The sequence below is a fragment of the Methylosinus trichosporium OB3b genome (assembly GCF_002752655.1).
Classification (GTDB): Bacteria; Pseudomonadota; Alphaproteobacteria; order Rhizobiales; family Beijerinckiaceae; genus Methylosinus; species Methylosinus trichosporium.
Window position 1 is genome coordinate 2,508,098 of record NZ_CP023737.1, and the last position, 25,875, is coordinate 2,533,972.

General features: G+C 67.0%; 23 protein-coding genes and 1 pseudogene. 11 read left to right on the top strand and 13 right to left on the bottom strand.

Annotation, left to right across the window (positions count from 1 at the left end; genetic code table 11):
* Positions 1-61 precede the first annotated feature (61 nt).
* Positions 62-1,615, bottom strand: coding sequence for a pyridoxal phosphate-dependent decarboxylase family protein (locus CQW49_RS12125; protein WP_003612257.1), 1,554 nt, complete (start codon positions 1,613-1,615; stop codon positions 62-64).
* A 155-nt stretch (positions 1,616-1,770) separates the two neighbouring features.
* A complete protein-coding gene (locus CQW49_RS12130; RefSeq protein WP_024749405.1) occupies positions 1,771-2,982 on the bottom strand; it encodes an ISAs1 family transposase in 1,212 nt (403 codons plus the stop codon).
* Positions 2,983-3,301: 319 nt separating this feature from the next.
* Between CQW49_RS12130 and CQW49_RS12135 the strand changes: the two genes are divergently transcribed.
* The 3 genes from CQW49_RS12135 (at position 3,302) to CQW49_RS12145 (ending at position 6,084) form a co-directional block, all read left to right on the top strand.
* Complete coding sequence (locus tag CQW49_RS12135; protein WP_003613305.1) at positions 3,302-3,913, top strand: response regulator transcription factor; 612 nt, start codon at positions 3,302-3,304, stop codon at positions 3,911-3,913.
* Positions 3,907-5,487 (top strand): RecQ family ATP-dependent DNA helicase, encoded by a 1,581-nt coding sequence (locus CQW49_RS12140; protein ID WP_003613303.1) that lies wholly within the window; start codon positions 3,907-3,909, stop codon positions 5,485-5,487. The genes CQW49_RS12135 and CQW49_RS12140 overlap by 7 nt, the downstream gene beginning before the upstream one ends.
* 327 nt (positions 5,488-5,814) lie before the next feature.
* Positions 5,815-6,084 carry an usg protein gene (locus CQW49_RS12145; protein WP_003613302.1) on the top strand — a complete coding sequence of 90 codons (270 nt, stop codon included), beginning with the start codon at positions 5,815-5,817 and terminating at the stop codon, positions 6,082-6,084.
* A 115-nt stretch (positions 6,085-6,199) separates the two neighbouring features.
* Here CQW49_RS12145 and CQW49_RS24590 read toward each other — a convergent pair whose 3' ends face one another.
* The 5 genes and pseudogenes from CQW49_RS24590 to CQW49_RS12165 all read right to left on the bottom strand — a co-directional run bounded on the left by CQW49_RS24590 (position 6,200) and on the right by CQW49_RS12165 (position 11,299).
* Positions 6,200-6,598: a DUF6979 family protein gene (locus tag CQW49_RS24590; protein ID WP_155931272.1), complete on the bottom strand. Its 399-nt coding sequence runs from the start codon at positions 6,596-6,598 to the stop codon at positions 6,200-6,202.
* A gap of 82 nt (positions 6,599-6,680) precedes the next feature.
* Positions 6,681-8,093 carry a dihydrolipoyl dehydrogenase gene (lpdA, locus tag CQW49_RS12150; protein WP_003613301.1) on the bottom strand — a complete coding sequence of 471 codons (1,413 nt, stop codon included), beginning with the start codon at positions 8,091-8,093 and terminating at the stop codon, positions 6,681-6,683.
* Positions 8,094-8,214: 121 nt separating this feature from the next.
* A complete protein-coding gene (locus CQW49_RS12155; protein WP_003613300.1) occupies positions 8,215-9,099 on the bottom strand; it encodes an SDR family oxidoreductase in 885 nt (294 codons plus the stop codon).
* Positions 9,096-9,845, bottom strand: a complete 750-nt coding sequence (locus tag CQW49_RS12160) for an N-acetylmuramoyl-L-alanine amidase (RefSeq protein ID WP_003613299.1) — start codon at positions 9,843-9,845, stop codon at positions 9,096-9,098. Before CQW49_RS12160 ends, CQW49_RS12155 begins: the two co-directional genes overlap by 4 nt.
* A 69-nt stretch (positions 9,846-9,914) precedes the next feature.
* Positions 9,915-11,299: pseudogene (locus tag CQW49_RS12165) on the bottom strand (M20/M25/M40 family metallo-hydrolase).
* Between the two features lie 237 nt (positions 11,300-11,536).
* Between CQW49_RS12165 and CQW49_RS12170 the strand changes: the two are divergent.
* On the top strand, positions 11,537-12,595 hold the full coding sequence (locus CQW49_RS12170) for an AI-2E family transporter (protein ID WP_065083598.1): 1,059 nt from the start codon (positions 11,537-11,539) through the stop codon (positions 12,593-12,595).
* A gap of 18 nt (positions 12,596-12,613) precedes the next feature.
* Here the strand turns inward: CQW49_RS12170 and CQW49_RS12175 are convergent, their stop codons facing one another.
* Entirely contained in the window at positions 12,614-13,102 is a 489-nt protein-coding gene (locus tag CQW49_RS12175; protein ID WP_003613295.1) for a CDP-archaeol synthase, read from the bottom strand.
* Positions 13,103-13,740: 638 nt separating this feature from the next.
* Between CQW49_RS12175 and CQW49_RS12180 the strand changes: the two genes are divergently transcribed.
* Complete coding sequence (locus CQW49_RS12180; RefSeq protein WP_003613294.1) at positions 13,741-14,148, top strand: Ros/MucR family transcriptional regulator; 408 nt, start codon at positions 13,741-13,743, stop codon at positions 14,146-14,148.
* A gap of 188 nt (positions 14,149-14,336) precedes the next feature.
* Complete coding sequence (locus CQW49_RS12185) at positions 14,337-14,918, top strand: L,D-transpeptidase (RefSeq protein ID WP_003613293.1); 582 nt, start codon at positions 14,337-14,339, stop codon at positions 14,916-14,918.
* A gap of 25 nt (positions 14,919-14,943) precedes the next feature.
* On the opposite strand, the gene CQW49_RS12190 is transcribed toward CQW49_RS12185, so the two are convergent.
* Positions 14,944-15,321 carry a gamma-butyrobetaine hydroxylase family protein gene (locus CQW49_RS12190; RefSeq protein WP_003613292.1) on the bottom strand — a complete coding sequence of 126 codons (378 nt, stop codon included), beginning with the start codon at positions 15,319-15,321 and terminating at the stop codon, positions 14,944-14,946.
* Positions 15,322-15,437: 116 nt separating this feature from the next.
* Here CQW49_RS12190 and moaA point away from each other — a divergent pair, with 116 nt between their 5' ends.
* Together moaA and CQW49_RS12200 are read left to right on the top strand one after the other, a co-directional pair.
* Entirely contained in the window at positions 15,438-16,478 is a 1,041-nt protein-coding gene (gene moaA, locus CQW49_RS12195) for a GTP 3',8-cyclase MoaA (RefSeq protein ID WP_024749737.1), read from the top strand.
* Complete coding sequence (locus CQW49_RS12200; protein WP_003613288.1) at positions 16,475-17,239, top strand: transporter substrate-binding domain-containing protein; 765 nt, start codon at positions 16,475-16,477, stop codon at positions 17,237-17,239. Before moaA ends, CQW49_RS12200 begins: the two co-directional genes overlap by 4 nt.
* A gap of 115 nt (positions 17,240-17,354) precedes the next feature.
* Here the strand turns inward: CQW49_RS12200 and CQW49_RS12205 are convergent, their stop codons facing one another.
* Genes CQW49_RS12205 through CQW49_RS12220 form a run of 4 tightly spaced genes read right to left on the bottom strand, consistent with a single transcriptional unit; the run spans position 17,355 to position 21,498 of the window.
* Positions 17,355-18,131, bottom strand: a complete 777-nt coding sequence (locus tag CQW49_RS12205) for a purine nucleoside phosphorylase YfiH/LACC1 family protein (protein ID WP_003613286.1) — start codon at positions 18,129-18,131, stop codon at positions 17,355-17,357.
* Complete coding sequence (locus CQW49_RS12210; RefSeq protein WP_003613285.1) at positions 18,128-19,207, bottom strand: class I SAM-dependent methyltransferase; 1,080 nt, start codon at positions 19,205-19,207, stop codon at positions 18,128-18,130. Before CQW49_RS12210 ends, CQW49_RS12205 begins: the two co-directional genes overlap by 4 nt.
* A complete protein-coding gene (gene lgt, locus CQW49_RS12215; RefSeq protein WP_003613283.1) occupies positions 19,204-20,019 on the bottom strand; it encodes a prolipoprotein diacylglyceryl transferase in 816 nt (271 codons plus the stop codon). The genes CQW49_RS12210 and lgt overlap by 4 nt, the downstream gene beginning before the upstream one ends.
* 18 nt (positions 20,020-20,037) lie before the next feature.
* Positions 20,038-21,498 (bottom strand): amino acid permease, encoded by a 1,461-nt coding sequence (locus CQW49_RS12220; protein ID WP_003613280.1) that lies wholly within the window; start codon positions 21,496-21,498, stop codon positions 20,038-20,040.
* A gap of 240 nt (positions 21,499-21,738) precedes the next feature.
* Between CQW49_RS12220 and msrB the strand changes: the two genes are divergently transcribed.
* The 3 genes from msrB (at position 21,739) to CQW49_RS12235 (ending at position 25,779) form a co-directional block, all read left to right on the top strand.
* Positions 21,739-22,140 (top strand): peptide-methionine (R)-S-oxide reductase MsrB, encoded by a 402-nt coding sequence (msrB, locus tag CQW49_RS12225; protein ID WP_003613277.1) that lies wholly within the window; start codon positions 21,739-21,741, stop codon positions 22,138-22,140.
* Between the two features lie 631 nt (positions 22,141-22,771).
* Positions 22,772-24,499, top strand: a complete 1,728-nt coding sequence (locus CQW49_RS12230; RefSeq protein ID WP_003613275.1) for a formate--tetrahydrofolate ligase — start codon at positions 22,772-22,774, stop codon at positions 24,497-24,499.
* A gap of 86 nt (positions 24,500-24,585) precedes the next feature.
* Positions 24,586-25,779: an aminotransferase class V-fold PLP-dependent enzyme gene (locus CQW49_RS12235; RefSeq protein WP_003613273.1), complete on the top strand. Its 1,194-nt coding sequence runs from the start codon at positions 24,586-24,588 to the stop codon at positions 25,777-25,779.
* The last annotated feature ends 96 nt before the right edge of the window (positions 25,780-25,875 follow it).

Genomic DNA, 25,875 nt, shown 5'->3' on the forward strand with positions numbered 1-25,875 from the left:
GTTCGGGAAGAGTGCGAGCGTGAGATTCACGCCGCAATTGCGTCGACCACGCAGATGCGCGTCAGTCCAGCGACAGCGGCTCGCCATCCTCGCGCGGCGACGCGAGCGGCTCCAGCGGCGGCTCGCCGCGGGCGCGCTGCGCGGCGCGCTCCAGCATGCCGATGAAGGCGTCGATGTCGGCTTCGCGGGTGCGGTGATTGAAGATCGCCGCGCGAATGGTCGGAACGCCGTCGAGCACAGTGAGCGAGGGCGCCGCCTCGCCGCTCTCGTGCAGCTCCATCACGATCTCGCGATTGAGCTGCCCGCCGGGGTCGTCCTTGACGCCGAAGCAGACGATGTTGAGCGTCACCGGCGCGCGCATCTCGAAATTGGCGGAGGCCGCGATCAGCCCCTCGAGCCGCCGCGCCAGCCGGCAGCTCTTCTCGATGCAGGCGGCGAGCCGCTCGGTCCCGAACACCTCTATCGTGAACCAGGTCTTCAGCGCGCGAAAGCCGCGCGAGAGATCGGCGCCGAGATCGCAGGGCCAAGTCTCTCCCGCGGCGAGCCCGCGCGGCGCGCGCGTGAGGTAAGCGGCGTTGGCGGCGAAGGCGCGCCGATGCGCATCCGGATCGCGCGCCAGAAAGAAGCCGGCGTCATAGGGAACATGGAGCCATTTGTGGAAGTCGAAGGCGACCGAATCGGCGCGCTCGAGCCCCTTCACCAGCGGCCGCAGCGCCGGCGACAGAGCGGCGAGCGCCCCGAAGGCGCCGTCGATGTGGAACCACAAATCCTCGCGCTCGGCGATGTCGGCGAGCGCGTCGAGATCGTCGATCGCGCCGGTGTCGACCGAGCCCGCCGTGCCGACGACGAGGAAGGGATGCAGCCCGGCGGCGCGATCATCCGCTATGGCGTCGATGAGCGCATCGAGCCGCAGCGCGCGACCCGCATCGGATTCGATGAGGCGCAGATGGCGCGCGCCGACGCCGGCGAGCTCCATCGCCTGACGCACGCAATTATGCGCCTCGCGCGAGGCATAAGCGACGAGCTGATGCTCGAGCGCCCGCAGCCCGTTCTTGCGCACATTGCGCTCGCCGAGCGCATGCTCGCGCGCGATCAGCAGCGACAGGAAATTCGCTATCGACGTTCCGGTGACGAAAATGCCGCTGGCCTCGGCCGGAAAGCCGAAGACCTCCGCCATCCAGGCGGCGATCTGCCGCTCCACGTCGATGGCGATGTGATTGCGGCCGCCGCAATTGGAGTTGAGCCCGGCGGCCAGCATCTCCGCCACCATGCCGGCCGGCGTGCCGGCGCCCTGCGCCCACCCCATGAACAAAGGGTGAATATTGCCATTGGCGTAGGGCTCGACGAAGCGCTCGAAATCCTCGAGCGCGGCCGCTAGTCCGCGGCCCTCGGCGGGCAGCGGCCGTCGAAAACGCTCGCGCGCCTGTGGAGACGGCTCGCGCCAGACGGGGCGCTCCCGCACAGCGGCGAGATAATCGATCATATGGTCGAGCGCGCGATGGCTCTCGGCCCGGAACCGCTCCCAATCCGGCGGATCGAGATCGACGGGCGCTGAAGCGTCGGCGGACGCCGGGGCGGCTCCGCCGGTCGCCGGCCGCCGCTGTGAATCGGTCATTCCCGGATTTCCTCGGCCCGATCTTCCTCGCCCGAATTTTAAAAATTCCGGCGGCTCCTCGCCTCGGGCACCTTTCAGGGTTCTCCGCAGGACTAAACAGGTTTCATCCCGCGAAGCAATATCGCCGCCGCGAAGCGCAGGGCTCTGAATCCGGGTTAACGGGCTGAGGCTTCCAAGGCGATGGCGAGATAATCCTCGCGCCAGCTGGCGATTTTTCTGCGGAGCTTGATGCTGGTGCGTGTGGGCTTTGTGGCCTTGCGCTGCGGTTTCATGGGCTTGTTCTCGGGCTCGGGGGCGGTGCGGATCATATTGATGGCGAAATGCCTGACGACGGCCATGTTTCTCGCGCCATGGCCCTTGCGCAAGCGGGATTGGTCTTCGGCGAAGACGACGTCGAGCACCCAATGCAGCTGGTTCTCTATGCCCCAATGGCCGCGCACGGCCTCGCCCGCCCGCTTCGCTGGGAGAAGGGCCGAGGAGATGTAATAGCGCGTCTCGAAGCGGCCGCGGTCGGCAAGTTCGGCCTGCGATTTGACGCGAATGATCGTCGCGGCGTTCGGCAGGCGCAGCTCGCCCGGAAAGCGGCGCTCGCCGTTCAGCCAGTCGATCTCGGTGATGACGCTCACGCTGCGCTGCTCGATGCGGCCATGGCCCTTGTCGAAATCGACGCATGTGTCGATCCGCGTCGCGGCGGAAAAAGCGCTCTCGATCTCGGCGCGCAGGGTCGGCTGATTGGCTTTGACCGCCAGCAGATAATCGGCGCCCTTGTCCACGATCGCCTGGGCGATCCTGGCGTTGGTGGCGATGGCGTCGATGGAGACGAGCGCGCCTTTCAGCGAGCCGCCTTCGGAAAGGCGATCGAGCAGGACGGGAATGGCCGATAGTTCATTGCTCTTGCCCTCGACCGCCTCCTGGCCGAGCACGAGGCGGCTCGTGGTGGCGAAGGCGGAAACGAGATGCAGCGGGGCTTTGTCCTCGGCGCGATCATGGCTGCGACGCGAGGTCTTCCCGTCGATGGCGATGAGCTCGGGTCGCTCCGGCCAGGTCTCGCGCACCCAGCCAGTGAAGGCCGCCGAGAACAGCGCCGGATCGACGCGGTTCATGAGCAGGGTGAGCCAGCGTCCGCCCGGCACGCCGTGCTCATAAGGCAAATAGCGGCGCAGGAAGCCGATGTTGGCCTTGCCCCAAGATGCAATAGCGTCGAAGTGATCGCAATCGGCCATGGAGGCGCAGACGACGAGCAGCAGCACCTCGCGAAGCGGATGCGCGACGCGCCAGGGCTCGCGCGGGTCGTCAATGATCGAGAAATGGTCGAGAAGCGCTTTCAGACGCGACTTCTCTTTGAAAACTGCGAAGGCGAGGCTCATCACGGCGGCTCCAGAATCACTCCGCCGATAGGGAATCACGCCTGAGCCCATCCGTTAACCGCCGTTAACCCGAATTCGGAGCCCTGCCGCGAAGCGCCGGCCTGGCGAGCTCGAACGCGCCTATTGCCAATGGCCGCGCCCGAATCCACTATTCGGCGCCCGCCCGGAGCGCGGCGCGGCCTCGAACAAGCGGAACCGCATCGTGGCGCCCCTATCGCCCGGCGACCCGGCGGCATCGCCGCGCGCGCGACTCCGGCCGGGGTCGCGCGTCGGGGAGCCATGTCGTCGCCCGCATTCGCCTTTTGAGGGAGCCCGAACGATGACCGACGCGGCGATCGTCCATATCGTCGACGACGATCCCGCGGTCCGCGACTCCCTGAGGCTGCTGCTGTTGACCGAGGACATAGAGGCGCGCGCCCATGCCGGCGTGCGCGATTTCTTCGCCGTCGTCGCGCCGGACGAAACCGGCTGCGTCGTCACCGATGTCCGCATGCCCGAGGCGAGCGGCTTCGATCTGCTGGCCGAGATGAAGGCGCGGCGCTTGAGCCTGCCGGTCATCGTCATCACCGCCCATGCCGATGTGCCGCTCGCCGTCCGGGCGATGAAGGCCGGAGCGCTCGACCTGCTGGAAAAGCCATTCGACGACGAGGCGCTGCTCGGAGCCGTCCGCCGGGCGCTGGCCCGGCATGGCAAGCCGACCGCCGAGGCGGTCGCGGCGCGCGAGCGCCTCGCGACGCTGACGATGCGCGAGCGCGAGGTGCTCGAAGGCATTCTCGGCGGCCGCTCGAACAAGATCATCGCCTTCGAGATCGGCGCCAGCGTGCGCACGGTGGAGGCGCATCGCGCCCATCTGATGGCCAAGATGCGCGCCGCCAATCTCTCCGATCTCGTCCGCATGTCGCTGCTCGCCCAGCGCTCCGAGCCGTGCTGAACGCATCGCCCGATCTCGGCGAGGCGCGTCGCGTCCTCACCAGCGTCTTCGGCCATGCGGAGTTCCGCCCCGGCCAGGAGCGCGTCCTCGCCTGTGTGCTCGCCGGCCGCGACGCGCTCGCCGTGATGCCCACCGGCGCCGGCAAATCCCTTCTCTATCAGCTGCCCGCGGCGATGGGCCGCGCGCCGGTCGTCGTCGTCTCGCCGTTGATCTCGCTGATGCGCGACCAATTGCGCGCGCTCGGCCCGGCCACGGCGGCGACGGCGCTGCATACCGGCCAAACCGAGGCGGAGCAGGCCCGGGCGATCGCCGCCATCGCCGAGGGGCGCGCCCGGATCATCTACGCCGCGCCCGAGCGGCTCGCGCAAGACTCGACGATCGCGCTGCTGCGCGCGGCGCGGGTGAAGCTCATCGCGATCGACGAAGCCCATTGCGTCGCGCATTGGGGCCATGAATTCCGCCCCGACTATGCGCGGCTCGGCGAGATCGCCGCGCGGCTCGGTGCGCCGCCCATCCTCGCCGTCACCGCGACCGCGGGACCGGCGACGCGCGCCGAGATAGTGGAAAGGCTGTTTTCACGCCAGCCGGAGGTTTTCGTCTCCTCCTTCGCGCGGCCCAATCTTCGCCTCGCCTTCGAGCGGCGGCGCGATCCGCTGCGGCGGATTGTCGGCGTGCTCCGCCGGCACGAGGGACGGAGCGGGATCGTCTATTGCGCCTCGCGCCGCAAGACCGAGGAGACGGCCGAATGTCTGCGCCGCCTCGGCTTCGACGCTCTGCCCTATCACGCCGGCCTCGACGCCGGCGCGCGCGCCGCGCATCAGGACGCTTTCTTCGAGCGGCCGGGCGTCGCCATGGTCGCGACCATCGCCTTCGGCATGGGGGTCGACAAGAAGGACGTGCGCTATGTCGTCCACGCCGATCTGCCCGGCTCGATCGAGGGCTATTATCAGGAGATCGGCCGCGCCGGCCGCGACGGATTGCCGGCCGAGGCGCTGGCTCTGTTCGAGCCGCGCGATCTCGCCGCGCGCCTCGTTCGGACGGCGCCCGACGGCTTCGCCGCGGCCGCCGCGCTGCGTCGCCGCGCCATGACGCGGCTCTGCCTCACGCCGGCCTGCCGCTTTCAGACGTTGCTGCGCGCCTTCGGCGAGGAGAGCGGACGCTGCGGGCTGTGCGACAATTGCCGCGGCGGGCCGCTGTCGCTGCCACGACGCGCCGGCCTCGTCCTTCTCGGTCTGCGCGTCGCCGCGCTCGCCCGTTTCGCTTCCGCCGAGCGCGCGGAGCCGGAGACCGCCGGGGAGCCGGTTTCGGTCGGGCTGGCGCTCCCGAGCTGGGGCGAGGAAACGCCGCTACGCGTCGCCGACGAAGCGCTGCTGCGCGCCCTGCGGAGCCTCAGGCGCGACATCGCGCGCCGCCGCCGCCTGCCGCCGCATCGCATCGCCTCTGACGCGCAGCTGCGGCAGATGGCGGCGACGCGGCCACGCAGCCTCGGCGAGGCGCCGTTCGGCGCCGACGCCGAGATAACAGAGCCGGAGGCGTTCTTGCGCCTCCTGGGCGCTCGCCCGAAGGCGCAGTAGCGCGTCGCTCACGGCCGCAGCATCGGCGGCAGCCGCAGAATCTGCCCGGGCGCAGACGGCGGAGCGGTCGAGTCCGGGATTGGCGCGCAGAATGTCGCGCCAGCGATCGGCGTCGCCATAGAGCCGGGCGGCGATGCTCTTCGGCGTATCGCCCGGCGCGACCTTGTAGACCTCCGCACCCTCCGGCGGCAGCGCCGTCAGGGGCGATCAGCACTCACCCAACAATGCTGCTAGTATATTGTTTTCTTTAGCCTATTTAGGCATTCGCCTTGCATGGCCGAACCGCGGGCGACTATCATCGACCCCGGCCGGAAAGGAGACGACGCCATGGCCTCACGCGATTTTCGGAAGATGCTCGAAGGATATGGTTTGACGACGGCGAATATCTATTATCGCCTGCCGGATCACCCGGCGATCGTGCAGTCCTACATCTGGCAGGAATATGATCTGCAGCCGAGCTTCCCGCAGCTGCGCAAATTTCTGGCCTTTTGGGAGAAGAGCCTCGACGGACGGCTACACTCCGTTCATGTCGCGCATAGCGGGCTGATCAAGCCGGCGGAGTTTTCACTCGTCGACAAGGAGTTTCATCTGCATTGAGGTGTCGTGCATAGACTCGGCTGTGCGTCCATGCAGTTGGTCAAAACCCCGCACTCTACACAAGAGCGCGGGAGCCCTCGCTATACCTAAAACATCTAGTACAATAAAAACGCCTCTATTTTGTAATTAACCCCCTATTCCACAACGAAATCACTACATCCATCTGATTATTATGAGCTTTTTTGATTCCACAAACCTTGCTCCAAAGAATCGCCGGATCATTTACGAGCCGCGGATTATCTCGTAGTATTTTGATAGCTCGGATTGCATAGTTCTTATTTAGTTTTGACTTTGTATATGATCCGGTCGCTCGGGCAGGAATACCCTGAATTTGCCCTTCCTCGCAAAGTCCAAGAAATGCTCCGCGAGGACACCCCTTATCCTGGATCGATTTTTTCTCCGATAGTCGAGAAATAACCTGTTGCCAAACTTTGCGGGGTGTTAGTTGAGACCCGAGACGCAGTTCGGTTGCAGCTTGGCAGGCAGCTTGTCCAAATACGTTGGCTGAGGACATGGAACGCTCCCAAAAATAGCGACGGGTGCAACAGAACCCTACCAATCCCAGGTCGTAGCTTCAACGAGTCTTTGAATTTGAGTCAAAGATGAATCGCGCGCTTGGCGACGCCGAGCGCCGCTTCCTTCACCGCCTCCGAGAGCGTCGGATGCGCATGGCAGGTGCGCGCCAGATCTTCCGCCGAGCCGGAAAACTCCATCAGCGCGCAGCCTTCCGCGATCATCTCGCCGGCGGCGGCGCCCAGAATATGCACGCCGATGACGCGATCGGTGGCGGCGTCGGCGAGCACTTTGACGAAACCCTCCGTCTGCCGATTGGCGCGCGCGCGGCCATTGGCTGAGAAGGGGAACTTGCCGACATTATAGGCGCGGCCGGCGGCCTTGGCCTCGTCCTCGGTGACGCCCACCCAGGCGACCTCCGGCATGGTGTAGACGACCGAGGGGATGACGCCGTAATTCACATGCCCCGCCTGACCGGCGATGATCTCGGCGACGGCGACGCCCTCCTCCTCGGCCTTATGGGCGAGCATGGCGCCCCGCACGACATCGCCGATCGCATAAACGCCGGGCGCATTGGTGCGGAAATGGTCGTCGATGACGACGCGGCCGCGCTCGGTGGCGATCCCCGCCTCCTCGAGGCCGAGGCCCGCCGTATAAGGAATGCGCCCGGTCGCGATCAGCGCCGCGTCGCATTTGATCGGCGTGCCGCCGCCGCCCTTGGTCGAGGCGTAGGCGACGGAGAGCCCCTCGCCGGTCTTCTCGATCTTCGTCACCTTGGAGGCGAGGTGGAAGGCGACGCCCTCCTTTTCGAGAATCTTCTGGAAGCGCGTCGCGATCTCGGAATCGGCGCCGGGCAGAATGCGGTCGAGATATTCGATCACCGTCACCTTCGCCCCGAGACGGCGCCAGACCGAGCCGAGCTCGAGGCCGATGACGCCGGCGCCGACGACGACGAGATGCTCGGGCACGCGGTCCAGCGCCAGCGCGCCGGTCGAGGAGAGGATCGCCGTCTCGTCGAAGACGATCTCCTTGCCGTCGACGTCGCGCAGCGGCGCCACCGCCGAGCCGGTGGCGATGACGATGTTCTTCGCCTCGAGCGTCTCGGCCGGCCCCTCCTCCGGCGTCACCTCGACGCGGCCGGGGCCGAGAATGCGGCCGGTTCCGTGAAAGCTGTCGATCTTGTTCTTCTTGAACAGAAAGGCGACGCCGCCGACATTGGCGGCGACCGTGTCGTCCTTGTGCTTCATCATCGCCGGAAGATCGAGGCGCGGCGGCTCGACGATGACGCCGAGCGGGGCGAGCCCATGCGCGACCTCGTCGAACATATGCGAGGCGTGCAACAGCGCCTTGGAGGGAATGCAGCCGACATTGCCGCAGGTGCCGCCATGAGTCGCGCGCTTCTCGACCACCGCCGTCTTGAGACCGAGCTGTGCGGCTCTGATCGCGCACACATAGCCGCCGGGTCCTGTGCCGATGACGATGAGATCATATGACATATCGGGTCCCCTTCGCGCTGCGGTCGAACGGCGCAAGGCTTATCATGAAAGAGCTTATCCGTATCCTGCGGCCGCGCCCGAGATTTTTCTTTCGCGCCGCGCCAGATTGAAAAAACGCTCCTCAAGACCCGGCCGGCCGGCGATCCTGCGGCCTCAGGCCGATCCGCCGGGCGATGATGCGATCGAGGAGGCGCGTCGGCAGCATGCGCGGCAGCACCCAGTCGAGGAGGTAATTGGGCACCACCCGGATGCGCGCTGGCGGGCGCGGATCACGCAGCGCGCGCAGCACGGCCGCGGCGACGCGTTCCGGCGGCGGGCCGAGACGGCCGTTCTCGACCGCCCACTTCTTCAGCCGCCGCGCCGCGGGACCATAGACCGTGCGATCATAGGCGGCGAAATCGGTCTGCTCCGCCTTGTCCCAGATCGGCGTCGCGACGACGCCGGGCTCGATCACGACAACATCGACGCCATAGATCATCAGCTCGCGCCGCAGCGCGTCGGAACATCCCTCGAGCGCGTGTTTCGACGCGGCGTAGGCGCCGAGGAAGGGCGCGGCGACGCTGCCCGCCACCGAGCTCATATTGACGATCCGTCCCGGCGCGCCGAGACGCGCCTCGCCGGCGCCGAGCAGCGGAGCGAAAGCTTGGGTCACGGCGAGCTGGCCGATCAGATTGACCTCGATCTGCCGCCGGAACTCCTCGAGGGGCTGGTGCAGCAGCGGGCCCGGGAAGGCGGCGCCGGCGTTGTTGACGAGGCCGGCGAGCGTCGCGCCGTCGAGCCGCCGCTCGACTTCCTGCGCCGCGAGCGCGATGGCGTCGACGTCGGTCACGTCGAAGACGAGCGGCGTGAAGCTGCCGGCGCCGAAGGCCGCGGCGAGACGGTCGCGGTCGGCGGCGCTGCGGACGCTGCCGAACACGTGGTAGCCTTCGCGCGTCAGCGTCTCCAGCAAAGCGAGGCCGATGCCGGTGGAGACGCCGGTGACGACGATGGCGCGCTTCTCGCTCATGCCGCCGCGCCGATCGCATCGCTGAGCGCGCGAAGCGTGTCGAGGGTGGAACGGTCGGCGCGGCCATCGACGAGCCGCGGCCGAAAATGCCGCTGGAAGGCGGCGACCACGGCGGCGGCGCCCTCGTCGTAACAGCCGGAGACGGGGGATTTGTAGCCGTAATCGGCGAGCGCCTGCTGCAGCGCCGAAACCTCGCCGCCCTCGGCGCCCGGCTCCAGCGCCGCGCCGCCGACGATCGGCGCCGGCTCGACGAAATGGCCGACGCCGCATTCGGCCAAAGCGCGCCAGGGGAAGAACTCGCCCGGATCGATCTTGCGGCCGATGGCGATGTCGGAATGGCCGAGCACGCGCCGCGGGGCGATGGCGTTGCGCGCGCAGATATCGCGGCAGAGCTGCGCCACCGCCTCGATCTGGCGATCCGGGAAGGGATGCGGATCGACATGGCCGGGATGGACGATCTCGATCCCGATCGAGGCGGAGTTCATATCCTCCTCGCCGGCCCAGAAGCTGCGGCCCGCATGCCAGGCGCGCCGCGCCTCGGGCACGAGCTGCAATATGGTCCCGTCCTCATCGACGAAATAATGAGAGGAGACCTGGGCTTCCTCGCTCGTCAGCAGCCGCAGCGCGCCGGCAGCGCTCGGCATGCCGGTGTAATGGAGGATCAGCGACGAGACGGGGCGCAGCCGCTCGCCCTGATTGGGCGAGAGGCGCAGCTCGGCGGCGAAGGGGGAGTCGGGCGAGAGCATGTCGGGAGTATACAGGCCCGGCTGGCCGGGGGCGAGCCGCGACGACCGGCCCGCTTCTCCCGCGGGCGCTCACGCCGCCAGCGCGGCCAGCACGCGCGCCCAGGAGCGCGTTCCCTTGTGGAATGAGCCGTAGGCGTATTTCTCGTTCGGCGAATGAATGCGGTCGTCCTCCAGCGCGAAGCCGATCATCAGCGCGTCGAGGCCGAGCTGCTCCTTGAAGGCGCCGACGATCGGAATCGAGCCGCCGCATCCGACGAGCGCCGCCTCCTTGCCCCATTCCTCGCCGAGCGCCCGCCGCGCCCGCGTCAGCGCCTCCGACTCGAAGGGCAGCTGCAGCGCCGGCGAAGCGCCATGGGTGACGAACTCCACCTGCGCCTCGGCGGGCAGGCGCTCGCGCACGAAGGCGCGGAAGCTCTCGAGAATCTTGTTCGGGTCCTGCCGCCCGACGAGGCGGAAGGAGAATTTGGCGCCGGCTTTGGCCGGCAGCACGGTCTTCGCCCCCGGCCCCATATAGCCGCCATAAATCCCGTTCACGTCGCAGGTCGGACGCGACCAGATCTTCTCCATGACGCTGCGGCCGGCCTCGCCCGCGGCGCGCGAAACGCCGACCCCTTTGAGAAAGGCCGTCTCGTCGAATTCGAGCGCGCGCCATTGCGCGGCGATCTCCTCCGGCAGCTCGGCGACGCCGTCATAAAAGCCCCGGGCAGCGTCACGCGGCCTTCGGCGTCGTGCAGATCGGCGACGATCTTCGCCACGACATGGATCGGATTGCGCACCGGCCCGCCGAACATGCCCGAATGCAAATCCCTGTCGGCGACGCTGATCGCCATCTCCTCCTGCGCGAGCCCGCGCAGCATGGTGGTGATCGCCGGCGTCTCGTAATTCCACATGCTGGTGTCGCAGACGAGCGCGAGATCGGCTGCGCGCAGCTCCTCGCGATTGGCGGCGAAGAAGCCGGGCAGCGACGGCGAGCCCGTCTCCTCCTCGCCCTCGAATAAGAACACGATATGGCAGGGAAGCCCGCCATTGGCCTGAAAGGCGCGGCAAGCCTCGAGGAAGGTCATCAGCTGGCCTTTGTCGTCGGAGGCGCCGCGGGCGACGATCTCCTCGCCATGCTCGCCCGTGACGAGGCGCGGCTGAAACGCGTCGACGGTCCACAACTCCTCCGGGTCCGCCGGCTGCACGTCGTAATGGCCGTAGAACAGCACATGCGGCGCGTCCGGGCGCTTCGCCTTGGCATGGCCGACGACGACCGGATGGCCGGGCGTTTCGCGCAGGCTCGCGTCGCAGCCGAGATCGCGCAATTGCCCGCAGAGCCATTGCGCGGCGTGGCGGCAATCCTCGGCGTGACGGGGATCGGTGGAAATCGATTTGATGCGCAGAAAATCGAACAGCCGCTCGGTGGCGGCGGGGAGATTGGCGTCGATCGTCTCGAGAATGGTTTCGGTCGTCATGTCGAAGGCGCTCCTCTTCGAGCTCGGCGACGCTCCCGCGCGTCTTCGGCCCGGCTCGAGCGAGGGACGCCGACTCGCGGCTCGGAGGGCGAAGCTAATGCGGAAAAGCCGCGGCGGGAAGCCACAGATGCGGAGCCCGCGCGGCTGGACGTCGCGCGCCCGGGCGCCGATATTCTTCGCCGAGGCAGGCTCCGACCGCAGGACTTGTTCCGCGTGGTCTCGGGCGAAAGCGCAATCATGGCGGCGACCACGCAGCAATTGCTTCAGCGCGCCCTCTGGATCGCTGGCCTTTTGCTGGTCGCGGCGATTTTATGGCTCGCGTCCGACGTCGTCCTCATCTCCGTCGGCGCCCTGCTCGTCGCCGTGCTGCTCCAGGTCGTCTCGGAGCCGTTTCGCTGGGTGCGTCTGCCGCGCGGCCTCTCCCTGTTTCTCGCGGGCGTCCTCATTTTCTGCGTGCTGGTCGGCGTCGGCTATCTGTTCGGAACGGCGATCGCGGCGCAGCTCGAGGAAGTCATCGACCGCGTGCAGGAGGCGCAGTCCGGTCTGACACGCTTGCTGAACTCCTCGGACATCGGCCGCATGGCGCTGAAAAATGTGCGCGGCGTCGATGTTCCGCTCACCGACATATTCAGCCGGCTGTTCAGCGTGAGCGCCAATGTCGTCGTCGGGCTCGTCGTCATGATCTTCGGCGGCATTTATCTGGCGGCGCAGCCGGCGCTCTATCGCGAGGGTCTGAGCAGGTTGTTTCCCCGCGAATGGCGGGGCGAGGTCGAGGAGACGATCGACACTGTCGCGCGCGCGCTGCGCCTGTGGCTGTTCGGACAGCTGATCGAGATGGTCATCATCGGCGCGATGTCGGGTGTGGCCGTCTGGCTCATCGGACTGCCCTCGGCGCTCGCGCTCGGGGTCGTCGCCGGCGTGGCGGAGTTCGTGCCTTATCTCGGACCGATCGTCGCCGCCGTGCCCGCGATCCTCGTCGCGGTGACGCTCAGTCCGGCGACGGCGCTGTGGACATTCTTCGCCTATGTCGCCATTCACCAGCTGGAAGGTCAGCTGGTGATGCCGCTCATTCAGCGGCGCATGGTGTTCATCCCGCCCGCGGTGATGCTGCTGAGCATAGTGGCGATCGGCTATGCGTTCGGCGTCGTCGGCGCCATGTTCGCCGCGCCGCTCACGGTCATCATTTTCGTCCTGGTGAGCAAGCTATATGTTCGCGACGCGCTCGGGCAGGAGGCCGTGCTGCCGGGAGAGCCGACGGATCAGTCCGCCGCGCCAGCGACGGCTTCGAAAGCATGAACGAGCGAGAGCGCTCGCTCAGAAGGGCTGCTCACGCACGCGCAAATCGAACATCAGCCGCGACAGCGCTAGCGATCCGAAGCAGAAGGCCGCGGTCGCCGCGAATATTTCGAGCGGAGCGAGCGGCATGAGCCGCGCCGTCGCCAAAAGCGGCGCCAGCGCCTCCGGCAATTGGTCGAGCCCGAGCGCGCGGCTGCTCACGGGACGCGCGAGGCGCCGCTTGACGAAGCTCGAGAACAGATCGCCGACCATGGCGCCGGCGCCGATGGTCGCGCCGATCGCGGCGCCGAGGCCGAGCGCCTGCGCGCAGAGCGTCGTCGCGACGAGGGACGCGAGCAACCCGCGCCAAGTCTTCGAGGCGCCGAACAGGGGGCGTCCGTCGAAGAAGCGCGCGCCGCCGTCGACGGGCCGCGCGCCCGAGAATCGCGAGAATCGCTTGGCGAGAACCGGCGCGCCATTGGCGATGAAAAGCAGCAACGAGAGCTTTATGACGAGAACTGCGTCCATGGCGGCGCGCCTCCTCGCATGCCCGGCGAAGAACACGGCGGTCGACCTCTCATATAGAGGAGACGCAGCAAACGACATCCCGGCGGACGCAGATGAGCGCGCTGGTCATGTTTCGCGCCGGTCATGTTCGCGTCGGATACGGCCCAAGGCTCCGGATACGACGCCGGATACGGCCCAAGACATTCGACATCGCTGCGCGCTGCGCATCGAGATCATGAGCGCGATAGTCGATGCCGCCAATAGTCGACATCGCAAAGTCTCCCGGGGTTTAGATCAGGCGGAACGGGCGCCCGAATCACGCGGGCGGGGCGCTTCTGCTTCATCGTTTGCGGGCGCTGCGACGCCTGCCCGCGGCGCGAACCGAGGGCAAAGAACAACCGGGCAGTGTTCGGCCGGCCCGCCCGGACCCGTAGTACTACTTAGCAGTCGCACTAAATATTTATACCCAGATTTAGTCCATGATCGTTACGAAATAGTTGCGGCGCCCAATGCACTGATGTATACAGTCGGAGTCTTTGCGGACCGAACGGCGCTGATCTGCCCGCGCGAGTCTTGCTCGAGACGCCGCCCCGTCGGCTGCTCGGTCGCGCCAGGGTAAACCGGCTTACCCAAAACCGAAGAAAGTGAAGAGTGAAGCAATGACCTCGACCAACAACATAGAGCTCGCCGCCGATATCGTGTCCGCCTATGTGAGCAACAATTCCGTTCCCGCGGCTGATCTTCCGGGTCTCATCAACGAAGTCTATGGAGCGCTGATGCGCGTCGGCACGGGCGTCGTCCCCGAGCCCGCCGAGGCGCCCAAGCCCGCCGTGTCGGTCCGCAAATCGGTCACCAACGACTTTATCGTCTGCCTCGAGGATGGCAAGAAATTCAAGTCGTTGAAGCGTCATTTGCGCACGCAGTACGGCCTCTCGCCGGAAGAGTATCGCGAGAAATGGGGTCTTGCGGCCGACTATCCGATGGTCGCTCCCAATTACGCCAAGGCGCGCTCCAATCTCGCCAAGCAGATGGGCCTCGGCCAGCAGCGCCGTCGCCGCGCCCGCTGAGCCGACCGCGACGCGCGGCTCCCGCGATTGCCGCGCGGCGGCGACAGGACGCTCCGAAATCACAAGAATCACCCCGCGCGCGCTTGCCTCTCTTGCGCGCGTGCGGGAAACATATGGCGGTTCGGCCCGACGCCGTCCGCGCGCGCAGCGCTCGCCGAAATTTTTCAACAGCCGAACGGGGTGGAAACATGCGGCGTTTCGCATTGGCTCTGATTGCTTTTGGTTCTGTGTGCTCGACCGCCTCCGCCTATGACGGGGAGCCGCTGGGCGGCTTGTTCGAGCTCGGACCTACCCGCGGCCAGACGGCCGACGGACGGCCGCAGGCGACGGCCATTCCCCGCGAAACCGTGGCCTTCACCGGCCGCTACGCCCCGGGAACCGTGATCGTCTCGACCAATGAGCGCAGGCTCTATTACGTCCTCGGCAACAGCCAGGCGATCCGCTATGGCGTCGGCGTCGGCCGTCCCGGCTTCGAATGGTCCGGCACCCGTTATATTTCCAACAAGCGCGAATGGCCGGATTGGACGCCGCCGAGCCAAATGCTGCGCCGCCGCCCCGACCTGCCGCGCCACATGGCCGGCGGCGTGGACAATCCGCTCGGCGCGAGAGCCATGTATCTCGGCGGCTCGCTCTATCGCATCCACGGCTCCAACGAGCCCGAGACCATCGGCCAGGCGGTGTCCTCCGGCTGCATCCGCATGACCAATGACGATGTCGTCGACCTCTACCAGCGCGTGCGCGTCGGCACGCGGGTGGTGGTCCAGCGCTGATCGGCGCGCGGCCCGTGGGAAACGCTCAGCGCTCCCCGGGCCGGTCGCGATCGAGGCCCTTTTCCGCCAGCTCGCCGAGATAGGCCGAAAAATCCGCCTCGGCGCCCACGCCCAGCTCGCGCAGATAAGGCCAAGTGTACAGCCCCGTGTCGTGCAGATCGTCGAAACCGAGCCGCACCGCGTAACTGCCGACCGGCTCGACCGACAGGATCGCCACATTGCGCTTGCCGCCCACGGTCTTGCGCTCCTGCGGCGTGTGGCCCTGCACCTCCGCCGAAGGGCTGCGCACGCGCAGATGCTCGGCCGAGAGATCATAGACCTCGCCGCTCTCGAAGCTCACCCTCAGCAGCCTCCCCGCCTCGAGCAGGCGTATCTCGCTCGGCCAGATATCCGCGTCCGCCATCGTCCCCTCCATCCTCGCCGGCCCGCCCCCGAGGGGCTTCACGCGGCGCGTTTCGCCAAATATATAGGCGGAAGATGCAGGCTGCGCGCCAACAGGCGCCGCTCAACGGTCAGTCGATGAATCCGCGTCCGATAATCGCCTATGATCCGGCCCGGCCAGCCGCGCTCGTCGATCCTTTCGGTCGGGCGATCTCCTATTTGCGCGTCTCGGTGACAGACCGCTGCGACTTCCGCTGCGTCTATTGCATGTCCGAGCATATGGAGTTCCTCCCGCGCCGCGATCTGCTGACGCTGGAAGAGCTCGACCGGCTCTGCACGGCCTTCATCGAGCGCGGAACCCGCAAGCTGCGCATCACCGGCGGAGAGCCGCTGATGCGGCGCGACATCTCGAGCCTGTTCCGCCGCCTCTCTCGCCACCTCGCGAGCGGGCTCCTCGACGAGCTGACGCTGACGACCAATGGCTCGCAGCTCGAGCGTCATGCGCCGGCGCTCGCCGATTGCGGCGTCAAGCGCGTCAATGTCTCGCTCGACACCCTCGACCCCGAGCGTTTCCGCGCGCTGACGCGCACCGGCGACCATGCCCGCGTGCTGGCGGGGATAGAGGCGGCGCTCGCCGCGGGCCTTCAGGTGAAGCTCAACGCCGTCGCGCTCAAGGGCGTGAACGAGACGGAAGTCGTGGAGCTGACGCGCTTCGCGCATGAGCGCGGCATGGACATGACCTTCATCGAGGTGATGCCGCTCGGCGAGATCGACGGGGCGGAGCGGATCGACCAATATCTCCCGCTCTCGAACGTGCGCGAGCGCCTCGCCGAATGCTTCACGCTCACCGAGATCGACTATCGCAGCGGCGGGCCGGCGCGCTACATGCGCGTCGCCGAGACCGGCGGGCGCGTCGGCTTCATCACGCCGCTCTCGCATAATTTCTGCGAATCCTGCAATCGCGTGCGCGTCACCTGCACCGGCACTCTGTTCATGTGCCTCGGCCAGGAGGACGCCGCCGATCTGCGCGCGCCGCTGCGCGATGATCCGAGCGACGCCTCGCTGCACGCCGCCATCGACGCGGCCATCGCGCGCAAGCCCAAGGGCCATGATTTCGTCATCGACCGCGAGAGCCGCGCGCCGGCGGTCGCCCGCCATATGAGCACGACCGGCGGATGAGGCCCCTTCTCGCGCTCGTTCTGGCCCTGCTGGTTCTCGCGCCCTGCGGCGCGCGCGCCGGGCGGATGCTGCGTGTCGCCAGCGAAGGCGCGCGGCCGCCCTTCAACTATCTCGACGCCGACAATCGGCTCGCCGGCTTCGAGATCGATCTGATGCGCGAAATCTGCAAGCGCATCGACGCCGAGTGCGAGTTCGTCACCCAGGAGTGGGAGAACCTCGTCCCCGGCCTCGTCGCCAAGCAATACGACCTCGTCGTCGCCGCGATGGAGATCACGGAGGAGCGCCGCCGCCGAATCGCCTTCTCCGCGCCTTATGCGCACACGCCCTCGAGCCTCGTCGTGGATCGGGAGAGGACGCTCGCTGGCGTGGACGCCGGAGCGCTGAAAGAATTGCGCGTCGGCGTCGAGGCGGAGAGCGCGCAGCAGGCCTATTTCGAGGACAAGCTGCCGAACGTCGAACTGCGCCGCTATGCGACGCTCGAGGCGGCGATGCTCGATCTCTCCGAGGACCGCATCGACGTTGTGGCCGACGACAAGCTCGCCGCCGTGGAGTTCTTGAAGAACCGCAGGGAAGGCCGTTGCTGCCGCATCGCCGCCGATCTGCCGCAGGACGCCGATTATTTCGGCGCCGGCCTCGGCGTCGGCCTGCGCCAGGAAGATTCCGCGCTGAAGAGCAGCGTCGACGCGGCGCTCGCCGCGATCATCGCCGACGGGACGCTTCGGGCGATCAGCGCGAAATATTTCGATTTCGAGATTTATTGAGGTGTCCTTTGAACGCGTTCGTCATTGCGAGCGAAGCGAAGCAATTCTTCAGTTGCAGGGGCGGGCTCTGGATTGTTCGTCGCTGCGCTCGTCGCAATGACGCCGGCCCGACGCCTCAAACCAGCGCGATCGCCGAGACGAGGCGTCCGTAATCCGGCTCGGCGCGATGGACGCTGCGCCGATAGCTGAAGCAGCGCGTCTCATCGGCGTAAGTGTCCAAGCGCAGATCGAAGAAGGACGCCACCTCCGCGCGAGCGACGCGGGCCGCGACGAAGCCCGGCAGATCGAACAGCGAATGGCCTTCGCGCGGCGAGGGCGCGAAGAAGCGCGCATTCGCGGACTCTTCGGCGAGGAAGCGCTCGACGAATTCCGGCCCGACCTCATAGCTCTCGCGCGCGATGGCGGGACCGAGCGCGACATGAATGTCGCCGCGCCGCGCGCCGCGCCGCTCCATGACGGCGAGCGTCGCCTCGATCATGCCGCCGAACGCGCCCTTCCAGCCCGCGTGACAGGCGCCGACGACGCCGGCGCGGGCGTCGGCGAACAGCAGCATGCCGCAATCGGCGCCGGTCACGCCGAGCGCGAGGCCGGCGACATCGGTGACGAGCCCGTCGCAGCGCGGGCGCGCCTCGCTATCCCAGGGCGCGGCGACATAGAGCGCCTCGCTCGAATGGATCTGATAGGGTACGAGCAGGCGCTCCGCCGCGACGCCGACGCGGCGCGCCATGCGCGCGCGATTCTCGCCGACGCGCGCCGGATCGTCGCGCGAGCCGACCCCGCCGTTGAGCGAGGCGTAGACGCCGTCCGACACGCCGCCCGCGCGGGTGAAGAAGGCGTGGGCTACGCCGGGCAGAGCGAGATTTTCGGCCGTCAGCGCGGCAGGGTCGGTCATTGGACGAATCCGGGAAGCTCGGGCATGGCGGGATGCGTCACCGCCATCACCTTGAACAATTCGCCCATGTCGCGCTTGTGATCATCGGCGCCGGTCAAACGTTGCAGCGCGGCGGCGATGTCCGCGGCCTGCTCCGGCGTCGCGCGCTTCTGCAAGGCCTCGGCGCGTTGGACCACGCCGAGGTTGGTGAGAAAGGCGCCCTGCGTGACCGGCCCCTGCACGCGCGCGCCGGCGGCGGTCGCGGCGCGGGCGAGCGCGGCGAAATCCACATGGGCGGTGAGATCGGCCTCGCCCGGCGCCTCCAGCGGATCGACATAGGCGTGACGCGCCACCGCCTGCAGCGACTCGCCGAGCGCCGTCTGCGTGTAGCCATAGTCGATGACGAGCATGGCGCCGCCATGCGCCACGAGCCGCGCCGCGATCTCGCTCATCAGCCGCGCGCCGACGGCGCCGATCTCGATGATCGAGCCCTCTGGCGCATCGACGGTGAGGCCGGGCTCGATCGCCTCGCCGACGCCGAAGGCGAGCGCGCCGGCGTCGTCGAGGCCGAGCAGGCGCTCGCTCCATCCGCGCGCCGTCCGCACATAATGGCGCACCGGCAGCGCGTCGAAGAACTCGTTTGCGAGGATGATCGCCGGCCCTGGCGGGATCGCGGCGATATCGGCGCTCCAGGAGACATTCGTCGCCTCGGCCAGCGTGCGGCGCTGCGCCGCCTCCAGCACCGGGCTCGTCTCGACGAGATGAACCTCGCTCGAGAACAGGAAGCTCGGGGCGATGCGCGCGACGCGCAGCACATCCGACATCAACGTCCCGCGCCCGGGGCCGAGCTCGATCAGCTGCACCGGCGACGGCGAGCCGGCGGCGCGCCACGCCTCCTGCGCCCACAGCCCTAAGAGCTCGCCGAACATCTGGCTGATCTCCGGCGCGGTGATGAAATCGCCGCCAGCGCCGAACGGATCGCGCGTCATGTAATAGCCGAGCGTCGGATGCGCGAGCGCGATCGACATATAGCGCTCGAGCGTGATCGGCCCCTCTTGCTCGATCATCGCGATGATCTCGTCGCGCAGCGCGCTCATGCCGGGACCCGCCGCGCGCGCAGCGCGAAGGCGACGAGCGCCGCGCCGACGAGAACCATGGGCGCCGACAGCGCCATGCCCATTGTGAGCCCGTCGCCGAGCGCCTCGGAGACCGGATCGGGCTCGCGGAAGAACTCGCTGACGATGCGCGCGAGACCATAGCCGACGCCGAACAGGCCGGTCGCGAGGCCGGGCCGCTTCAGCGCGCCACGACGCGCGGCGAAAGCGAGAAGGAGCAGCAGAGCGAGGCCCTCGAGGCCCGCCTCATAGAGCTGGCTCGGATGGCGCGCGACGTCGCCGGCGCCGGGAAACACCATCGCCCAGGGAACGTCGCTCGGCCGGCCCCACATCTCGGGCTTGATGAAATTGGCGAGGCGGCCGAAGAAAATGCCGAGCGGCGCCACGGTCGCGCAAATATCGCTCACCGTCAGCGCCGACAGCTTCTCGCGCAATGCGAAGGCGGTCATGCCGAGCATCGCGCCGATGAGCCCGCCATGGAAGGCCATGCCGCCCTTCCAGGTTTTCACGATCTCCTCCGGATGGGCGAGGTAGAAAGCGCGCTCGTAGAAGAACACATGGCCGAGCCGCCCGCCGATGATGACGCCGATCGCGACGAAGGCGAGGAGATCGTCGAGGCTCGCGGGCGAGGGCCGCGGCGTTCCGCCCCACAGCGCATCGGCGGCGACGAGGCGGCGCGCATAGGCCCAGCCGAGCGCGAGCCCGGCGATATAGGCGAGCGCATACCAGCGGATGGGCATCGGACCGATCTCGATCAGCACCGGATCGACGACTGGAAAAGGAAGAACGAGCATGTTTCGACCCGCAAGGCGTCAGCGGCGCCGCGTGCGCAGGCTGCCATAGAAATAATAGAAGGCGAGGCCGACGGCCATCCAGACGAAGAGGCGAATCCAAGTCTCGATCGGCAGCGCCGCCATCAGCGCGAAACAGGACAGAATGCCGATGATCGGCACCAGCGGAATGCCCGGGGCGCGGAATGGGCGATGCAGCTCCGGGCTCTTGCGGCGCAGATAGATCACGGCGCCGCAGACGAGAGCGAAGGCCGAGAGCGTGCCGATCGACACCATCTCACCGAGGATGGCGATCGGGAACAAGCCAGCGGCGATGGCCACGAGGACGCCGACGACCATCTGGCTGATCGCCGGCGTGCCCCAGCTCTTGTGCAGCCTGGCGAACACCGGTGGCAGCAGGCGATCATGCGCCATCGAATAGAAGACGCGGGTCTGGCCGAACAGCAGCGCCAGAATGACCGTGGTGAGCCCGGCGAGCGCGCCGATCTTGACGACCCAGGCCATCCAGGAGGCGCCGGTCGCGTCCATCGCCACGGCGATCGGGTCCGGAACATTCAGCTCCGTATAAGAAACGACGCCGGTCGCGACGGCGGCGACGCCGATAAACAGGATCGTGCAGATGAAGAGCGAGGCGATGATGCCGATCGGCACGTCGCGCTGCGGCAGCTCGGCCTCCTGCGCCGCCGTCGAGACGGCGTCGAAGCCGATATAGGAGAAGAACACGATCGAGGCGCCGCGCATCACGCCGCTCCAGCCGAAATGGCCGAATTCTCCGGTGTTCTCCGGCACCAATGGCGTCCAATGCGCCGTGTCGACATAGGATGCGCCGAACACGATGACGATCAGCACCACGGCCAATTTCACCAGCACGATGAAATTATTGAACATGGAGGATTCGCGCGTGCCGCGCGCCAGCAGCGCCGAGAGCGCCAGCACCACCAGCGCCGCCGGTATGTTGAAATAACCGCCGGCGTGGCCCGGCGCGGCGAACATCGCCGTCGTCCATTGCGGCGGCAGAGCCACGCCCAATCCGCTCAGCACGCGGTTGAAATAGCCGGCCCATCCGACCGCCACAGTGGCGGCGCCGAGCCCATATTCGAGCACGAGATCCCAGCCGATGATCCAGGCGAACAACTCGCCCAGCGTCGCATAAGTGTAGGTGTAGGCGCTGCCCGCCACCGGAATGAGCGCCGCCAGCTCCGCATAGCAGAGCGCGACGAAGGCGCAGGCGAGGCCCGCGAGCGCGAAGGAGAGAACGACGCCGGGCCCAGCGGAATTGGCGGCCACCGTCCCGGTCAGCACGAAAATGCCGGCGCCGATGATCCCGCCTATGCCGAGCGCGGTGAGCGACACGGGGCCGAGCGCCCGCGCGAGCCGCACGCCCTCGCCCTGCTCATGCTCGGCGAGAATCTGCTCGACCGATTTACGGGCAAAGAGCTGGCGCGTCGGCGTCCTTGCGCCGGTCGTCGTGTCGTGAACCACAAAAGACCCCTTCCCCTCGAGAAAAGCTCCCGGACGGGAACATGGACCGAGATCGGCGCGGGATTATGGTTGCGCTGCGGAATGGAAACAAGAGGCCCGTCTCGAGCGTCGCCTCTCCGCGCGAGCGCGCGGCGACCGTGACGGAGCGAATTCTGGTCGATCGAACGATTCCGTTCGATCGGAAAGCGCTCTAGACTGCCGGGCAGACGCAGGCCCGAGACAGGGTCGAGGAGACGAGAGATGACGGATGAGCAATTCGAGGTGACGCGCACCGAAGCGGAATGGCGCGCCCGGCTGACGCCGGATCAATATGTGGTGATGCGCAAGCACGGGACCGAGCCGCCCGGAAGCTGCGCGCTCAACGAGGAGAAGCGCCCGGGCCTCTTCACCTGCGCCGGCTGCGATCAGCCCTTGTTCGCCGCGCGCCAGAAATTCGACAGCGGCACCGGCTGGCCGAGCTTCTTCGATCCGATCGATGGCGCGATCGCGACCACCGTCGACCGCACCCACGGCATGGTGCGGACCGAGGTGCATTGCGGTCGTTGCGGCTCGCACCTGGGCCATGTCTTCCCCGACGGCCCGCCGCCGACCGGCCTGCGCTATTGCATCAATGGCGTCGCGCTGAATTTTTTTCCGGAGTGACGTTCGGATAGGCCTCGACCCATACATCGAGCGACCCTGCCTTCCCCCGCTCGTAGGGGCGAGGGTAGGCAGGCGCCAGCGCCTCGTTTCGCGCGAGACTACCTGTCTTCATGGGAGCGACGTTTCCGACTCGGAGAAACTCCCTTCAGCTCAAAGCATGCTTTCACCGAAGACGATCATCTCATTACCTTTCCTTAACCCCGCCATAATAGGCAGGTATAGGGTAGGTCCATCGGCCCGGCTGATCGAATGTGCCGCCGGTCTCGCACCCGTCTCCGAGTGAAGAGGGAACGCATGACTTTCCCTGTTTTCGGGCCGATAGACGCGTGCGCCGCGGCAATGTTTTCCCTTGACGAAGAAATTCCCTTTCCGTCATAGGGGCGGCGCGGGTGAGTTTTCGACCGGGCGCGGTGAGGGGCGAGAACGCGCCGAAGGCGCGGAAACGCGTCCGGGGACAACTTGATGAAGCAATCGGAAGGTTCTACCTTCGCCGGTCGATGACGGCGGAGAGCGGGGGACCCGTGGTCTTCGCCCCGCAGCCATTTGCGCGCCGTCGGCGGCGTCCTGCGCGGCGCGGTGAAAAAAATTCAAGGGCGGGCGAAACGCTTCGAGCGAGGGAGAAAAAATTCAAATGTCCGAAACGTCCACCCCCGCCGCGAGCGGGAAAGGCAATCAGCATCTGTCTCCCAAATCCGACATCGAGATCTCTCAGGCCGCGGATATGCGGCCGATCGTCGATGTCGCGCGAGAGAAGCTCGGCATCCCCGCTGAACATGTGTTGCCTTACGGACATTACAAGGCGAAACTCTCCCTCGATTATCTCTCCTCGCTGAAGGACCGACCGGACGGCAAGCTCGTCCTCGTCACCGCCATCACGCCCACGCCCGCCGGCGAAGGCAAGACGACGACGACCGTCGGCCTCGGCGACGCGCTCAACCACATCGGCAAGAAGGCCATCATGTGCCTTCGCGAGCCGAGCCTCGGCCCCTGCTTCGGCGTGAAGGGCGGCGCCGCCGGTGGCGGCTATGCACAAGTCGTGCCGATGGAGGACATCAACCTCCATTTCACCGGCGACTTCCACGCCATCGGCGCGGCCAATAATCTGCTCTCCGCGCTCATCGACAATCACGTCTATTGGGGCAATTCGCTCGGGATCGATCCGCGCCGCATCTCCTGGCGCCGCGCTGTCGACATGAACGACCGCTCGCTGCGCTCGATCGTCTCGTCGCTCGGCGGCGTCGCCAACGGCTTTCCGCGCGAGGACGGCTTCGACATCACCGTCGCCTCGGAGGTGATGGCGATCTTCTGCCTCGCCACCGATTTCGCCGATCTGCAGCGCCGCCTCGGGGACATCATCGTCGCGCAGACCCGCGACAAGAAGAACATCCGCGCCTCTGATCTGAAGGCGGCCGGCTCCATGGCCGCGCTGCTGAAGGACGCGATCGCGCCGAACCTCGTGCAGACGCTCGAGAATAATCCGGCCTTCATCCATGGCGGCCCCTTCGCCAACATCGCCCATGGCTGCAATTCGGCCATCGCCACCAAGGCGGCGCTGAAGCTCGCCGACTATGTGGTGACGGAAGCCGGCTTCGGCGCCGATCTCGGCGCGGAGAAGTTCTTCGACATCAAATGCCGCAAGGCGGGGCTGAAGCCCGACGTCACCGTCATCGTCGCGACAATTCGCGCGCTGAAGATGCATGGCGGCGTCGCCAAGGACGATCTCAAGCTCGAGAATGTCGCCGCGCTGGAGAAGGGCTTCGCCAATTTGCAGCGCCATATCGCCAATGTGCAGAAGTTCGGCGTGCCGGTGATCGTCTCGGTCAACCGTTTCAGCACCGACACGGCTGCGGAGATGGAGCTCTTGCAGAAGCTCACGCAGGCCGAGGGCGTCGATTGCGTGCTCGCCGATCATTGGGGCTCGGGCGGGCCGGGCGCGGCGGAGCTCGCCGAGAAGGTCGTCGCGACGATCGAGGCCAAGCCCTCGCAGTTCAAGCCGCTCTACGCCGATGATCTGCCGCTGGTCGAGAAGGTGCGGACCATCGCCCGCGAGCTCTATGGCGCCTCCGACATCGCGCTCGATCCTTCGGTGAAGACGCGCTTCGCCGAGCTCGAGAAGGAAGGCTTCAGCCATCTGCCGGTGTGCATCGCCAAGACGCAGTACAGCTTCTCGACCGACGCCAACGCCAAGGGCGCGCCCTCCGGCCATGTGATCCCGGTGCGCGAGCTGCGTCTGTCGGCGGGCGCCGAATTCGTCGTCGTGATCTGCGGCGACATCATGACCATGCCCGGCCTGCCGAAGGTCCCCGCCGCCAATAATATCGAGGTGGGCGCGGACGGGCGCATCGCCGGCCTGTTCTGAACGCGGCCGACGCGCAAGGAAGCTTCGGGCGCGCGCGCGTCCGGCGAAGACAACTCGAACCGATGAGCTCGAAGGGAGCCCTAGACATGTCGAATTCCAGAATTCCGGGCCGCAATTTTCTGTTCGTTCCGGGCCCGACCAATATTCCGGACCGCATTCTGCGCGCGATGAACGTCGTCTCCGAGGACCATCGTTCGCCGAAGTTCCCCGAGCTGACGCTGCCGCTGTTCACGCAGCTGAAGAAGGTGTTCAAGACCGAGAGCGGCCAGGCCTTCATCTTCCCGGCCTCGGGCACCGGCGGCTGGGAAGCGGCGATCACCAACACGCTGTCGCCCGGCGACAAGGTCATCGCGCAGCGTTTCGGCCAGTTCACCCATCTGTGGATCGACCTCGCCAAGCGCATCGGCCTCGATGTGATCGAGCAGGACGAGGAATGGGGCACGGGCAACAACCCGGAACGCATCGAAGAGACGCTGAAGGCCGACAAGAACCACGAGATCAAGGCCGTCTTCGCCACGCATAACGAGACGGCGACCGGCGTCACCTCCGACATCGGCGCGGTGCGCAAGGCGATCGACAACGCCAAGCATCCGGCGATGCTGTTCGTCGACGGCGTGAGCTCGGTCGGCTCGCTCGACTTCAAGCAGGACGAGTGGGGCGTCGACGTCGCCGTGTCCGGCTCGCAGAAGGGCTTCATGCTGCCGGCCGGCCTCGCGCTCCTCAGCGTCAGCCAGAAGGCGCTGAAGGCCGGCGAGACGGCCAAGCTGCATCGCGCCTATTTCGACTTCCAGGACCATGTGAAGGCCAACGCCACCGGCTATTTCCCCTATACGCCGGCGCTGCCGCTGCTCTACGGCCTGCGCGAGTCGCTCAATGTTCTGTTCGAGGAAGGCCTCGATCAGGTCTATGCGCGCCATCACCATCTCGCCGAGGGCGTGCGCGCCGCGGTCGCGGCCTGGGGCCTCAAGCCCTGCGCCAAGGAGTCCAAGTGGAACTCCGACACGGTGACGGCGATCCTGGTGCCGGAAGGCTTCGACGCCGCCAAGGTCATCGAGATCGCCTATAAGCGCTACAATCTCGCGCTCGGCGCCGGCCTCTCCAAGGTCGCCGGCAAGGTGTTCCGCATCGGCCATCTCGGCGATCTCAACGAGCTGATGCTGCTCGGCGCCATCGCCGGCGCGGAGATGGCGATGCTCGACGTCGGCATTCCGGTCACCCCCGGCAGCGGCGTCGCGGCGGCCCAGGCCGTCTATCGCGCCAATCCGATCCTGCAGGCCTGATGATTTTTCGGCCTCGCCCCTCACGGGAGGGGCGAGGCCGTCTTCTAAAAAAAAACTTCGCCAAGCAATCTGAGCCGAATGGCAGAGCGACTCCAG